Annotated in this window: 11 protein-coding genes; 10 read left to right on the forward strand and 1 reads right to left on the reverse strand. The window is 34.8% G+C overall.

The annotated features are described in order from the left end of the window. Positions 1-74 precede the first annotated feature (74 nt). Positions 75-566, forward strand: a complete 492-nt coding sequence (gene cbpB, locus KUA55_RS05580; RefSeq protein WP_218325196.1) for a cyclic-di-AMP-binding protein CbpB — start codon at positions 75-77, stop codon at positions 564-566. A 45-nt stretch (positions 567-611) separates the two neighbouring features. Here the strand turns inward: cbpB and KUA55_RS05585 are convergent, their stop codons facing one another. After that, positions 612-2,636, reverse strand: coding sequence for a urocanate hydratase (locus KUA55_RS05585; RefSeq protein WP_218325197.1), 2,025 nt, complete (start codon positions 2,634-2,636; stop codon positions 612-614). A 210-nt stretch (positions 2,637-2,846) separates the two neighbouring features. On the opposite strand from KUA55_RS05585, the gene hutI reads away from it, so the two are divergent. From hutI to KUA55_RS05630, 9 genes are all read left to right on the forward strand, one after another. Beyond that, complete coding sequence (gene hutI, locus KUA55_RS05590) at positions 2,847-4,115, forward strand: imidazolonepropionase (protein ID WP_218325198.1); 1,269 nt, start codon at positions 2,847-2,849, stop codon at positions 4,113-4,115. 163 nt (positions 4,116-4,278) lie between these two features. Continuing rightward, positions 4,279-7,323 (forward strand): ATP-binding protein, encoded by a 3,045-nt coding sequence (locus tag KUA55_RS05595; RefSeq protein ID WP_218325199.1) that lies wholly within the window; start codon positions 4,279-4,281, stop codon positions 7,321-7,323. Between the two features lie 719 nt (positions 7,324-8,042). Next, on the forward strand, positions 8,043-8,942 hold the full coding sequence (gene ftcD / locus KUA55_RS05600) for a glutamate formimidoyltransferase (RefSeq protein WP_218325200.1): 900 nt from the start codon (positions 8,043-8,045) through the stop codon (positions 8,940-8,942). A 10-nt stretch (positions 8,943-8,952) separates the two neighbouring features. Then, complete coding sequence (locus tag KUA55_RS05605; protein WP_218325201.1) at positions 8,953-9,579, forward strand: cyclodeaminase/cyclohydrolase family protein; 627 nt, start codon at positions 8,953-8,955, stop codon at positions 9,577-9,579. Between the two features lie 15 nt (positions 9,580-9,594). Continuing rightward, positions 9,595-11,271, forward strand: a complete 1,677-nt coding sequence (locus tag KUA55_RS05610; protein ID WP_218325202.1) for a formate--tetrahydrofolate ligase — start codon at positions 9,595-9,597, stop codon at positions 11,269-11,271. A 1-nt stretch (position 11,272) separates the two neighbouring features. After that, a complete protein-coding gene (locus KUA55_RS05615; protein ID WP_218325203.1) occupies positions 11,273-11,836 on the forward strand; it encodes a HutD family protein in 564 nt (187 codons plus the stop codon). Positions 11,837-11,876: 40 nt separating this feature from the next. Next, positions 11,877-13,232 (forward strand): APC family permease, encoded by a 1,356-nt coding sequence (locus KUA55_RS05620; protein ID WP_218325204.1) that lies wholly within the window; start codon positions 11,877-11,879, stop codon positions 13,230-13,232. A gap of 86 nt (positions 13,233-13,318) precedes the next feature. Further along, positions 13,319-14,872: a histidine ammonia-lyase gene (gene hutH, locus KUA55_RS05625; RefSeq protein WP_218325205.1), complete on the forward strand. Its 1,554-nt coding sequence runs from the start codon at positions 13,319-13,321 to the stop codon at positions 14,870-14,872. Positions 14,873-14,965: 93 nt separating this feature from the next. Beyond that, complete coding sequence (locus KUA55_RS05630; RefSeq protein WP_218325206.1) at positions 14,966-15,844, forward strand: YitT family protein; 879 nt, start codon at positions 14,966-14,968, stop codon at positions 15,842-15,844. Positions 15,845-15,868: the final 24 nt, after the last annotated feature.

Here is a 15,868-nt window from a genome sequence, read left to right on the forward strand (position 1 = left end):
TTAATCAAACTTAAAAATTCACTTTTCTTCTAAAAAATTAGGTAAAATAGTGATGTAGAAATGGAGGCAGCCTCATGATTAGTCCTGAAATTGAACAATTAATGATGAACAAAAAGAAAACAATGGTGATTCCGGCTGATAATGTCGCAAATGTCATGAAGGAAAACCCTTTAGAACATGCTCTTCTGGTACTATCACAAGTTGGTTATTCGTCCATTCCAGTCCTAGATAAAGATGATCGTTTTGTTGGTTTATTAACACTGACTGATGTCGTAAGTAAAATGATGGAATTAGATGAAATTGACAGCGATAATTTAAGTCAATTTACAGTAGCTGATGTGATGCAAACAGATATTGGCACGATCACTGAAAAGTCTGATTTGGAAGATATCTTACATCTTTTAGTAGATGCAAATTATTTACCAGTATTAGATGAAAAAGGATTGTTCAAGGGAATTATTACTAGAAGAGAAATTTTAAAAGCCGTGAATCACACGTTCCATGAATTTAACAAAGAAACTAAAATTGAACCTAAAATTTTACTGCAAGTAAGTGCGGATCAATAGAAAAAAGCTTTTTACCATGAAAATTCGGTAAAAAGCTTTTTTATCTTATTTAAAAAGACTAGCCACAGCCCCAGCAATTTTGTTTTCTTCAGGAATATATGGGATTGTAATGTGATCCGTTCCTTGATTATTTTTATTATATTCTATAGAAGTTTCAATAGCATGTTCATTGCGAGCCCAGCTACGCCGAGCTACTCCGCCCATCGTATCCCAAGCGATGGCTGATTTGATGATTTCGTCAACTTCTTCAGAGCCATCTAATACAAGTCCAAAGCCACCATTGATCGATTTTCCGATTCCAACACCACCACCATTATGCAAAGCAACTAATGTCATTCCACGCGCAGCATTTCCAGCATAACATTGCGTGGCCATGTCGGCGCAAACATTACTGCCATCTTTAATATTAGAAGTTTCTCTAAATGGTGAATCTGTACCAGACACATCGTGATGATCTCGTCCTAACATAACTGGTCCAATTTTTCCTTCTCGCACCATCTCGTTAAATTTCAAGGCAATATTTATGCGACCCATGCAATCTTGATATAAAATTCGTGCTTCTGTACCAACAACTAATTGATTTTCTTCAGCATCGCGAATCCAATTATAATTATCTCGATCTTGATAACGCCGATTTGGATCAATTACCTCCATTGCAGCTTGGTCAGTCGCCACTAAATCTTTATGATCATGGCTTAGACAGACCCAACGGAATGGACCATAACCATAATCAAACAGCATCGGTCCCATGATATCTTCAACATATGAAGGCCAGATAAAACCATCTTTATCATCGATACCATTCTTTGAAATTTCTTTTACACCTGAATCGTAAATGGCTTTCATAAATGAATTCCCATAGTCAAAGAAGTAAGTACCTTTTGCAACTAATGATTTAATGACTTCATAATGACGAGCTAAAGTTTGGTCAACTAATTGATGAAATTTTTCTTTGTCAGTTGCTAATAATTCTGTTCTCTCATCAAAGGTAATACCAGCAGGACAATAGCCGCCTTCATAAACATTGTGACAAGAAGTCTGGTCAGATAATAGATCGACATGAATATTATTTTGATCAATATACTCTAACAAATCAACAATATTTCCATGATAGGCAATTGAGGTTCGTTCTTTTTTAGTAATATATTCTTTAGCAATTCGCATAGCCTCTGCGGGTGTTTCAGCAAGATTGCTAATCCAACCTTGGTTTAAACGAGTTTCAATTCTAGATTTATCTACTTCAGCGATGATTGCAACTGCGTTGGCAATTTCTCCGGCTTTTCCTTGTGCGCCGCTCATACCACCAAGTCCAGATGAGATAAATAATTTTCCTCTCAAGTCTCCATCATCAGGAATACCTAATTTTAGACGTCCCGCATTTAATAAAGTATTGAAAGTACCATGAACAATACCTTGCGGTCCGATATACATCCATCCTCCAGCAGTCATTTGCCCATAATTAGTGACACCCATTTCTTCAGCGATTTCCCAATCATCAATATTGTCATATTCGCCAACTAATAAACCGTTGGTGATAATGACTCGGGGTGCATCTTTTTTTGATTTAAATAAACCTAATGGATGACCAGATTCTAATACTAAAGTTTGTTCATCTGTCATGACTTCTAAATATTTTTTAATTAAGTGGTATTGCATCCAGTTAGAACAAACCTGTCCAGTTTCTCCATAAGTGACTAATTCATAGGGGTAGAGAGCCACATCAAAATCTAAATTATTATCTATCATAACTTGCATCGCTTTAGCAGCGGTACATTTTCCTTTATACTCTTGAATTGGTTTTCCATGAACTCTTTCTTTTGGGTACCAACGATAGCCGTAAATACGACCACGTTTTTTTAATTCTTCTAAAAATTCGGGAATCACTTCATCGTGATATTTAGGATGTACGTAACGTAGGGCATTTTTTAACGCCAAGGCCGTTTGTTCTTTTGATAAGCGGAAGCCCCGATCAGGAGCTCGGCGAATACCTTCATGAAAGATGGTTTTTTCTGGTAATATATCATCTAGTTTGATGGTCATCGCGGCTTCGATATCTTTATAATCGACCATTTATTTTTCCTCCTTAAGTGTCAAAATGATTGATTTTTAGAAAAACTGTTAATTGATGGCTGTACTTTAAGTATAAAAAAAACAGTCAATAAAGAGTCAATCAAAAAGAATTTTTTAATTTTTGAAATCAAGAGAAGCGCTTACAAAAATTTGACATTAATTTGACTGTGATTGATGATAATGGAAAAGAAAAAAAGAGGAGAGAAAAACATGCAGGCAGATAAATTATTAGTGAATTTTAGCCAAATATTTTGTCCTAATGACCTGGGGCATCCTTTACGTGGTGCTGAAATGGATGAGGCACAAATAATTGAACACGGTTATATCGCGATTAAAGAAGATAAAATTCTGGAAGTGGCAGCTGGTGAACCTTCTGCTTCATTGATTGGTAAAGCAACTGAAATAGTAGATTATAGTGGAAAATTAGCAACACCTGGTTTAATTGATTGCCATACTCATTTGGTCTATGGTGGTAGTCGAGAAAATGAATTTTCACAAAAATTAAATGGTGTACCATATTTAGATATTTTAGCAGCTGGTGGTGGTATTTTAAGCACGGTGCGCTCCACTAGAAGTGCAACTTTTGAAGAATTGTATCAAAAATCAGAACATCTATTAAATGAGATGATAGTTCATGGAGTAACGACGGTTGAGGCTAAAAGTGGTTATGGCTTAAATTGGGAAACAGAAGAACGTCAATTAAAAGTTGCCCGTCAATTAAATGAAGATCATGATATTGAGCTAGTCTCAACTTTTATGGGCGCTCATGCCATTCCGGAAGAATATAAAGATCGTTCAGATGATTTTATTGAATTGGTAATTGATGAAATGTTGTCAAAAGTCAAAGCTGAGAACTTAGCTGAATTCTGTGATATTTTTTGTGAACGTAATGTTTTTACTGCTGAACAATCCTATCGTTTATTATCAGCAGCTAAAGAACTGGGCTTTAAATTACGGATTCATGCAGATGAAATTGCTTCAATCGGGGGTTCTAAGGTCGCAGCTGACTTGCATGCAGTCAGTGCAGAACATTTAATGGTTATTAAAGATGAAGATATTGATCTTCTCAGCGAGGCAAATGTAATTGGGAACTTGCTACCAGGAACAACCTTTAGTTTAATGGAAGATACTTTTGCTCCTGCTAAAAAAATGATTGAAAAAGGAATGGCAATTACTTTAACGACTGACAGTAATCCTGGAAGCTGTCCGACGGCCAATTTACAGTTTATTATGCAATTGGGCTGTTTCCAAATGAAATTAACGCCGATCCAAGTGTTTAATGCTGTAACCATTAATGCTGCTTATTCAGTAGCTCGCAATGAAAAGGTTGGTAGTTTGGATGTTGGCAAACAGGCGGATATTGCTATTTTTGATGCAGCAAATATTGATTTTCCGATGTATTTTTTTGCAACTAACTTGGTTAGCCAAGTTTATAAAGCGGGCAAATTAGTTGTTAATGAACGTCAAAGGTTAGAATAAAAATTTTATTATAAATAATCTATAGGATTTGGGGAGCAGATACTCTTCAAATCCTTTTTTCTATGATAAAAAATTTTGTTGTTATGATTGTAACTATTAGAGATTATAATTGGCTATTATTTTTTAAATAATTATCGTAAAATGAATGAAAGAAGGTGAATGTATGCGAAAGGTACTACGTTGCCAATTGTTTGGTAACCCTCAAATTTTTTTAGATGATCAACCAGTGTTTTTTGCTTTTTCTAAAATCAATGCGTTAATTTATTACTTGACAGTAAATATTTCGGCCAGTCGAGATGAAATAGCCGGGATGTTGTGGCCTAATAAAACAGAACAAAATGCTCGTAAAAATCTGCGCAATACTATTTACCAAGCCAATAAAGAATTAGGAGCAGAGTTCATTGTTTCTCCCAATAAATCAATTTTACAATTAGATGGAGCGTTAGTTGCTCCCAGTGACGCACGTTTGTTCACGGAAGATCCTATCCACTATCTAGATGAATATCGAGATGAATTTCTAAAAGGATTTTTTTTGAAGGATTCTGAAAGTTTTGATCTGTGGGTCATTAAAATGCGCAATTTTTTTGAACAGAAATTTATTCAAAGCTGTTATAAAAAAGTAGCTGAAGATATTGAAAATAATCATTTGGAAGATGTCGAAAAGAATATTCATCGATTGATTGATATTGATGAATATGATGAACGCAACTATCAGATGTTGATGCGTTTTTATCAAAATAGTCATCGTAATGGTAAAGTTATTGAAACCTATTACAGTTTAGCGGGCACACTAAATGAAGAATTAGGTATTCAGCCAAGTGATGAAACACGAAAAATTTACGAAGATACTTTAACAATCGTTAAACGTAACAAAGAACAAAAAGATGCGACCAAGTATCGTTTCTTTGGACGGACTGCTGAACTTGAAGTATTAGAAGCAAACTTGGATTGTTTTGATCGTAACCAACCGTTTCAATCAGTCTTGATCCAAGGAGATGATGGAGTTGGCAAAACCGCTCTTAGTCAGTTAGTTTTGAATAATGCCTCTGAAATATTATTAGTTAAAGCTAGCTGTTTTCAGGCAGAGCAAACTTTTACTTTAAGAATGTGGCGAGAAATAATGACTCAGTTGGAACCAATTGTTTTAACGGAATCAATCATGACAGAAACTTTATGGCGACAAATGTGTCAGCGTTTTTTTCCTAGTTTTTTAGATATTGCCAGCACTCAATTTGAAGAAAAAATAAGAGATACTGATATCAATCATCTCTCGCAATTTTTGCTGACCATAATGGATAAACTAGCTGCCAAGTATCACATAATTGTATATATTGAGAATCTACAGTGGATTGATCAGCCTAGTTTGAAGTTATTGACAAGTCTTTTACTGCATAATCAAAACTGCTTATTTCTAATGACCTTAAGAACTGATCATCATCGTGAAGTGACTGATTTTATTAATGCAGTCAGTCACTACGATAAATTATTACAAATTACTTTAAAGCCTTTTCCAAAAGAAGCGATTAAAGCTTTTGTTAAAAAGCAAATACCGGAACAACAATTTGATTATGAGATTTGTGACAAACTATATGAAGAATCAGAAGGAAATCCAATGTTTTTAATGGAGTATGTCAAACAATTGCGGCAGGGCGGATCGATTAATTACATGACGGCAAAAATTAAAAAGGAATTGGAATTTTCACTTGTTCAGCTATCTTCAATGGAACGATCAGTATTAGAAGTGGTAGCTTATTTCAAAAATCCCCCTTATATAAGCATGATTGCTTTAATTTTAGAGGTTTCAGAACAGGAAATTGCGAAAGCAGTCGCAAATCTTAGCGAGCGGAATCTTTTAATTGAGCAGGCAATAAATAGTAAAATTCATGTATTTTTCAAGAAAAAAAAATTAAGAGAACATATTTATTCTTGTCAATCAGCCAGTAAAATCCGGTTAATTCATGAAAAAATTGCCCGTTTGCTAGAAGAACAATATAAAGCATCTAATGACAAAGGACTACTCTCGTTGGTGGCTTATCATTATAAAAATGCTGACCAAGAGTTAAAATCTTTAGATTATGAACTTTCTAATTTAGAACTTTCGTTAAAATTTCAACATGAACTTTTTCCAATTTATAACGAACAAAGTAAAGTGGCTTTAGAATTACATCCGCTGGAATTTCAAAAAGAGTTTGAAAAGTTTGAAGAGATTGGTCACCAGTTAAAATCTAATGAAGAACTTTATGGAGATATGAATGACTATCAACAGCTTTTAATGAAGTATTTATATCTGGAAGGTCGTTATTTAATTAATCGTGGTGATTATCATAGCGGGATTGAAGATATCCAAAGGGTGATTGTTCAAGCGAAGGAATACCACCATGACGATATTTTAGCCAAAGCCTATCGACAAATGATTTATTTTTTTATTCAAACAGACAATGCAATCGAGATGGCTCTTTATATTGATATGGCGATGACCATTGCAATTAAATCTAATGATCATGAGTCAATCGGTATTTTACTTAGATTAAAAGGTTTGTATCATTTAATGATTGGCGAATTATCAGAAGCAGAGCGCTTATGTCAGGAATCGATTACGATTTTTACAATTTCAAATGAAGTTAGAGAAAAATATGCCAGCAACATTGCTGCTTCCTATGATTATTTAGCAGAAATTGAACGGCTTCGAAAAAATTACAATCAAGCTGTTTTTTATATGAAAAAAGCTATAGCTCTATGCGAAGAAACCAGTTTAATAACCAGTCTAGTGATTTTTTATGTAGATATGGGTATTTCGTATTTTGCTGCGGGGAATTACCAACAAGCAAGACATTATCTTCAACGTTCAAATGAAATGTACACCAATATTATTTCACCTTGGAAACGGACACAATTAAGTGTGTATTTAGCTTTAATTGATTTACTGGAAGGAAATTATCAAGCAGTGTATGAGTCCTTACTACGTTTTAGTGAAGTTCAAGGTCAAATGACTAATCCACGTGATTCTGGTATCGTTTATTTTTTTAAGGCAATTGTTAAGCATCTTCTAACTATTAAAGCACTGGATACACCGAAGATAGAAAAACTATTAAATTACAGCTCAAATCATTATTATAAGAAAGCTGTAGAAAACCTTAGTGCTTATCGTGATCAATTTGAATTAAATTATTTGAAGGATACTTTTGAAGAAGTAAAAACAACTGAATAGTTTTATAAAGATCGTCTGAAAAAAATTTAAAGAGATCTCGAAAGTCTAATATTTGAGATTCTTTTTTTTAACGGTCTTTTTTTTCGAGTTTTTTTGTACAGCAAAGATTTCGATTTTAAATGAGAAAAATTTTATTTTTTTATTTTTTTCTCATAAAAGTATCAATAAAACGTCAAAAAATCATTTAAGCAAAAAATCATTTAAATCATTAAAAAGAAATATCGATGACTGTTTTTTACATTTTCAATTTTTACTTTTAAAAAGCAATTAAATGATAAAGCGAACCTCTATAAAATATATACATAATATCCTACTGTTATGAAAAGATACTGATAATTTAACGAATTCTTTGAAGTTAAATTTCAGCTTCTTTTTCGACATTCAGATTAAGAATGTCGAAAAAGTGTCAAATTTTTGTCTATAGAAAAATACGATTAAAAAATTAAAATTATACTTAACAAAAATCTTTAAATAAAATTCTGAGGAAGGGCTTAATCTCAGCATTTATATGAGATTGACCGACCTTTTAAATAATGATAAGGTTGTTCCATGAATGGAAGCGCTAACAACGATTTAATTTGTTTATTGCGCAAAATAAGATTTTTAAGATGTAGAACTGTTAAGAAAAAGCTGTGAACTATTTAGTTTATAAGGGAGTGATGCCCCTTATAAAATCGAAAAATGTTATGCAATTATTAAAAAGAGAGGATGTTTTTAAAATGGCAAAATTAATTGAATGTATTCCTAATTTTAGTGAGGGAAGTGACGAAAAAGTCATTAACGGATTAGTGAAAGTTGCCAAAAGTGTTGGAGGAGTGACCTTGTTAGATTATTCTTCGGATGCTAGTCACAATCGTAGCGTCTTCACTTTAGTCGGGGATGAAGCTGGTATCCAGGAAGTTGCTTTCCAACTTGTAAAATATGCTAGCGAAAATATTGATATGACGAAACAGCATGGAGAACATCCCCGAATGGGTGCGACTGATGTGGTACCTTTTGTACCGATTAAAGATGTAACAACCGAAGAATGTGTGGAAATCTCTAAAAAAGTTGCGAAGCGTATCAATGATGAATTGAACATTCCAATTTTCTTATATGAAGAATCGGCTAGTACACCTGCTCGTAAAAATTTAGCAAAAGTACGTAAAGGTCAGTTTGAAGGGATGCCAGAAAAATTACTAGAGGAAGACTGGGCACCCGATTTTGGAGAAAGAAAAATCCACCCAACGGCTGGTGTAACTGCTGTAGGTGCACGGATGCCGTTGGTTGCTTTTAATGTCAACTTAGATACCGATAATATTGATATTGCGAATAAAATTGCAAAAATTGTCCGTGGATCTGGTGGCGGCTTTAAGTATTGTAAAGGAATCGGCGTAATGCTGGAAGAACGTAATATTGCTCAAGTATCGATGAACATGGTGAATTACGAGGGTACACCTTTATATCGTGCCTTTGAAACGATTCGATTTGAAGCCAAAAGATATGGCGTGAACATTATCGGCAGTGAAGTAATTGGCTTAACACCAGCCAAAGCATTAATTGATTGCGCTGAGTATTATTTGCAAATTGAAGAATTTGATTACAACAAACAAGTTTTAGAAAATCATTTATTAAATTAGGAGGATAACTATGCAACTAATAGATTTGAAAGTTAATGAATTTATGACTGTATTGGGTTCAGATGAACCAGCTCCAGGAGGCGGTTCGGCGTCAGCTTTAGCTGGAGCAATGGGAATCTCCTTAACAAAAATGGTGACTGAATTAACAATCGGCAAAAAGAAATATGCTGAATTTGAAGAAATAGTAAAACAAAGACAGGCTGAAGCTGCTAGACTTCAAGACGCTTTTATAATAGCGATTGATGAAGATACAGAAGCCTTTAATAAAGTATCAGCAGTATTTACAATGCCAAAGGATACCGAAGAAGAGAAGGCAGCTCGTAAAGAAGCGATGCAGAATGCTTTAGAGGGAGCAACCAAAACACCTTTTAAAATGATGGAAATTGCTACAGAGGCTTTGAAAGTTACTGAAGCTTTAATTGGAAAATCAAACACTAATGCTGCTAGTGATCTTGGGGTTGCGGCACTTAATTTAAAATCTGCTTTACAAGGCGCTTGGCTAAATGTCCTAATCAATCTTTCAGGGGTTAAGAACGAAGATTTTGTAAAACATTATCGTAAAAATGGCTTGGAATTATTAACAGAAGGAAGTAAGTTAGCCGATCATATTTACACAGAAATCGAAAAAATTGTGTAAGAAGGATTGAGTAAAATGACGATTTTATCAGATATCGAAATTGCAAATCAAGTAGAGATGCTACCGATTAAAGAAGTAGCAAATAAATTAGGTATTCCTGAGGACAGTCTTTCATTATATGGAAATTACAAAGCTAAAATAAATGTTAGTAAACTAAATGATTTAGAAGATACCAATAGAGGCAAATTAATTTTAGTTACGGCGATTACGCCAACGCCTGCTGGTGAAGGAAAAACGACAACTTCAGTTGGTTTAGTAGATGCACTTTCAAAAATAGACAAAAAAGCGGCTATTGCTTTACGAGAACCTTCTTTAGGACCCGTTTTCGGTGTTAAAGGAGGCGCCGCTGGCGGTGGCTATGCCCAGGTTGTCCCAATGGAAGATATCAACTTACATTTTACCGGCGATTTCCATGCGATCGGTGCAGCAAATAATTTGTTAGCTGCCATGTTAGACAATCATATTCATCAAGGAAATGCTTTGGGGATTGATAGTCGTCGAATTACCTGGAAACGTGTGGTGGACATGAACGATCGTCAATTACGACATGTTGTCGATGGTCTGCAGGGACGTGTTAATGGAGTACCAAGAGAAGACGGCTTTGACATCACAGTGGCTTCAGAAATTATGGCAGTTTTATGTTTGGCTAATAATATTACTGATTTGAAAGAAAAACTAAGTCAAATTATTATTGGCTACTCTTTTGAAGGTAAGCCTGTGACTGCCAAAGATTTAAAAGCTGAAGGGGTAATGACCGCTTTATTAAAAGAAGCTATTCAACCAAATATTGTCCAAACTTTAGAGCATTCACCTGCTTTTATTCATGGTGGGCCATTTGCCAATATTGCTCACGGCTGTAATAGTGTTTTAGCAACAAAATTAGCTTTAAAATATGCTGATTACGCAGTTACTGAAGCTGGTTTTGGGGCTGATTTAGGTGCTGAAAAATTTGTTGATATTAAATGTCGTTTAGCTAATTTGAGTCCTGATGCGGTAGTTTTGGTAGCGACCATTCGTGCTTTGAAAATGCATGGTGGAATGAAAAAAGCAGATTTAGCGAATGAAAGTGTTGATGCGGTTATTAAAGGATTACCAAATTTAGAAAAACATCTTAGTAATATTCAAGAAGTTTATGGAATGCCCGTTGTTGTTGCTATCAATAAATTTCCAACTGATACTGAAGCAGAATTAGAAGCTGTGAAAAAAGCTTGTCAGCAAAGAAATGTTGATGTCGCTCTTTCAGATGTATGGGCAAATGGTGGTGCAGGCGGTGTTGATCTTGCGAATAAAGTCATTGAATTAACTGAAAGACAAAGTAATTTCAGTTTTGTTTATGAAGGAACTGATTCAATTGAAGAAAAATTAACTAAAATTGTTCAAAAAGTTTACGGTGGTAAAGGTGTCGAACTAGCGCCAGTAGCTCGAAAAGAATTAGCAGAATTAGAGAAATTAGGTTTTGGGGAATATCCAATTTGCATGGCTAAGACACAATACTCATTCTCTGATGATGCGACTTTATTAGGTGCACCCACTGACTTTACTGTCAAAATTCGAAACTTGAGAGTTTCGGCGGGAGCTGGTTTTATTGTGGCTTTAACTGGGGCTGTTATGACAATGCCAGGATTACCGAAATCACCTGCAGCAGAAAGAATTGATGTTGATAGTGAAGGTAATATCTCTGGGTTATTCTAATATGAATATTACCTATTTAAAGGAAAATAAGTATCATATTTCACTTTGGAGCAGCGGTCAAACGACTGAAATCGTCTTATCTCCAGAAAATGGACAATACCTATTAGATGAATTTGACTATCGAATATCAAGTGCCACGATTGAAACCGAGACTAGTACATTTACATCATTACCTGGTTATAAAAGATTATTGATGTTATTAGCTGGGAAAGTAAAACTTGAACAAGAGAATAATGAGGTGAGGCTTGATCCTTTTCAAGTTTTTGCCTTTAACGGATCCGTATCAACGAAAAGTTTTGGTCAGTGTATAGATTTCAATTTAATCTATCGTGATTCGATGAGAGGATTAATGAAACCCTTAGTAACAAATGAAACCTACCTTTTACCAAAAGCAGAAAGTCTTTTGTATTGCATTGAAGATTGTAAAATTGTGATTAATAATATTGAGTATTTTGTGTCAAAATCAGATAGCTTACGACTAACAGAAGTTAAACGACCAGTTGAGTTGTCAATTTTAGGAGAAGAGAAAAGAGTAAGTCTAGTCAATGCAAGTTGTAGCTTATAACAAAGGTTTGAAAGCGTTTTAAGTAAGAGGAGTACAAAATATGGAAAACAATGAAGAACAGATTCCAGGCATTAAAAACCCTGAAAAACTTGTCGCTGAAGGTGAAAAAGCTAAATTTAGTCTTAGTGGAGCAACTCTTTATGGGATAAATGCTGTAATTGGTTCTGGAATTTTTTTATTGCCTCGTACTATTTATCAGGATTTAGGACCTGCCTCTTTAGTTGCAATGTTAGTCGATGTTATTTTAGTCGTGATGCTGGCTGTATGCTTTGCTGAAGTATCGGGATATTTCAACAAAAATGGTGGTGCATTTCAATATGCTAAAACCGCTTTTGGTGATTTTGTAGGATTTAATGTAGGGATTTTAGGTTGGTTTGTAACAATTATTTCCTGGGCTGCGATGGCTTCTGGTTTTGCCGAATTGTTAATACAAGCTTTTCCTAATTTAACTGGCTATAACACTTGGATTAGCGTTTTATTGGTAATTTTATTATCGGTCATTAACAGTATGGGTATTAAAACGTCGAAAATTTTTACAATTGTCATTACGATTGCAAAATTGATTCCAGTCATTGCATTTGCTTTAATGAGTATATTCTTTATTAAAAACGGAATCAACATGGGAAATTTCACGCCATTTTTACAACTAAATCCTGACATGACAATTTCTCAAGCAATGGCATCAACTTCACTGACTGTTTTTTATGCTTTTATTGGTTTTGAAGCCTTACCAATTGTTGCGGGTGAAATGCGGAATGCGAAAAAAAATGTCCCTAAAGCAATTTTAAGCTCAATAAGTATTGTGTCGACTTTATATTTTTTAATCATTGCTGGTACAATCGCAATGTTAGGCACTGGAATTTTACAAAGTAATGCACCAGTACAAGATGCTTTTGTACAAATGATTGGACCCGCTGGCAAATGGATTATTTCCATTGGTGCTTTGGTTTCAATTGCTGGATTGAACATGGGAGATTCTTTAATGATTCCTCGCTATGGTGCTTCGATTTCCGATGAAGGATTGTTACCCAAGGTTATCGCTAAAAAGAATGCAAAAGGTGCGCCAATTGTAGCTATTATTGTTTCAGGGATCATTACGATTGCTTTCTTAATGAGTGGTTCATTTGAACAATTAGCTGAGCTGAGTGTGGTATTTCGATTCTTTCAATACATTCCGACAGCGTTAGCCGTTATTTGGTTACGTCGTAAAGGTATGGATACGAAACCAGTCTTTAATCTGCCATTTGGATCGGTAATTCCAATTATTTCAATTATTGTTAGCATTTGGATGGTTGCGGCTGCTAATCCAGTAAACTTGATTGCTGGACTTGTAGGGGTAATCGTGGCTAGTATTTTGTATTTTATAATTAATCGTAAACCAAATGTAGTGCAATAAAATTTAAAACAAAGATAAAATTCAACAATTATTTAATAAAACGATTTTTGTATAAGTCATGGCATCTAAAATTGGAGGATTTGGACATGAGAGAGGAAAAAATAATTGTACTAGATGGTGATCATTTAACTTTAGAAGAAGTTATCGCTGTTGCAAGAAATAATATCAAAGTAATAATTGCTGAAAGTGCTGAAGAAGCTGTTAATCGTTCTCGAAAAATAGTGGATGACATCGTTGCCGAAAAACGAGTAGTTTATGGAATAAATACTGGCTTTGGTTCATTGTGTAATGTCAGTATTTCTCAAGAGGATACCGCTCAGTTACAAGAAAATTTGATCCGAACACATGCTTCTGGATTTGGCGATCCATTTCCGGTAGATGTTGTGCGGGCCATCATGTTAATCAGAGTGAACTCTTTAGTCAAAGGTTATTCTGGAATCCGTTTAGGCACCGTAAAAGCATTAATGGAAATGTTAAATAATGGGGTACATCCACATATTCCTGAAAAAGGATCGTTAGGAGCTTCCGGAGATTTAGCTCCATTAGCTCATATGGTCATGCCATTATTAGGTTTGGGTAAAGCTTATTACCAAGGGGAATTATTACCTGGTAGAGAAGCAATGGAAAAAGCTGGTTTAGAAATTATTCAGTTAAGTGCTAAAGAAGGTTTGGCTTTTATTAATGGAACCACTGTTTTAACCGCAGTAGGAGCTTTGGCTACCTATGATGCTATTGAATTATTGAAATTAGCAGATATTGCTGGGGCGTTGTCTTTAGAAGTTCATCGCGGTATTTCCAGTCCATTCGAAGAAGAATTACACACTATTAGACCACAAAGCGGTCAATTAGCAACAGCTAGAAATATTCGTCGATTAATTGAAGGCAGTGTCTATACAACAGAAGCAACTCCAGATAATGTTCAAGATGCGTACACATTGCGCTGTATGCCGCAAATTCATGGTGCAAGTAAAGATTCAATCGCTTATGTGAAAAGAAAAGTTGAAATCGAAATCAACTCAGTCACAGATAACCCAATCATCACAAGAGACGGAAAAGTTATTTCTGGTGGGAATTTCCATGGTGAACCAATGGCTCAGCCGTTTGATTTCTTAGGGATTGCGATTGCTGAAATTGGTAATGTTTCTGAACGCCGGTTAGAGAGATTAGTTAATAGACAGCTAAGCAAATTGCCGTCTTTCTTAGTGAAACATCCTGGTTTGAATTCTGGCTTCATGATTACTCAATACGCATGTGCATCATTGGTCTCTGAAAATAAAATTCTAGCTCACCCTGCTAGTGTTGATTCGATTCCATCGTGTGAAAATCAAGAAGATTTTGTCAGCATGGGGACCACAGCAGCTAGAACGGCGGCAGAAATTTCACAAAATTCTCGTCGCGTGGTTGCTACCGAAATTATGGCTGCTTGCCAAGCGATTGATATTCGTCAAGCACAAAAAAATCTCGGTAAAGGGACTCAAGTGGCTTATGATACTTTCCGTGAATCCGTGGATTTCATTGAAAATGATAAAGATATTGAAATTTATGATGAACTAAACATAGCAACAAACGTATTAGTAGATGGCAGTTTATTAGCTGCTGTTGAATCAAAGATTGATTTAGACATTCAGTTTGAAGATTAATAGATCATGGAACAAGTAAAAAGTGACTTCTTATTGTTGCTTTTGCTTGTTCATCTTGTTTTAGCAAGTTCATAAATATGGAAGGGGCACTTTATGCTAAAAGGGAAACAAAAGGAATTTTGGCAAGATACAGTTACTAAACTAACAATTGCCCTAATTTACGCTTTTTTGTATTCAATTGCTTTAAACTTCTTTTGGCAACCTGGTCAAATTTATGCAGGTGGAATTACTGGGATTTCACAAATTTTGACGACTCTTTTTGATCGCGGTAGCGGTGCAAACATACCAATTTCAATCATTTATTATTTATTAAATGTACCAATGTTCATTTTAGCATGGTTTAAAATCAATAAAAAATTTGTCGTTTTTACAGTTATTTCTGTAACATTTGCTTCTTTTGCAATGTACATTGTGCCAAATATAAGTTTGACGAATGATCCGATTATTTGTGCAATTTTTGGTGGTGTTATTAATGGGTTTTCTTTGGGATTGGCCTTGAAATATGGTATTTCAACAGGTGGAATGGATGCTCTCATTATTACTTTAAGACAACATACAGGTCGAAGTATTGGCGCTATTTCAATGATGATTAATGGTGTGATTATATTGACAGCTGGATACTTATTCAGTTGGCCGTATGCTTTTTACAGTCTCTTAGCAATTTTTGTCAGTGGAAAAGTAACTGATTTAGTTTATGTGAAACATCAAAAAGTTCAAGTGATGGTGATCACGCAAAAGCCAGCAGAAGTCATCGCCGCCTTACAAGAAGATTTAACTAGAGGGATTACGGTTATTCCTCAAGGCTATGGTGCTTACGACCATCAAGAACAGACGATTTTAATTACTGTTATAACTTTCTATGAAATGGAAATTCTTAATCGTATCATGAAAGAAGTAGATCAGAAAGCCTTCGTGAGTGTCTCTCAGGATATTAAAATACTGAGTCATTTTGAAGAATTAAACATTGTTTAAAAAGATTTTCTTCAAGGAGTTGAA

Origin of the sequence: Enterococcus alishanensis (assembly GCF_019218635.1) — a bacterium.
Taxonomy (GTDB): domain Bacteria; phylum Bacillota; class Bacilli; order Lactobacillales; family Enterococcaceae; genus Enterococcus_A; species Enterococcus_A alishanensis.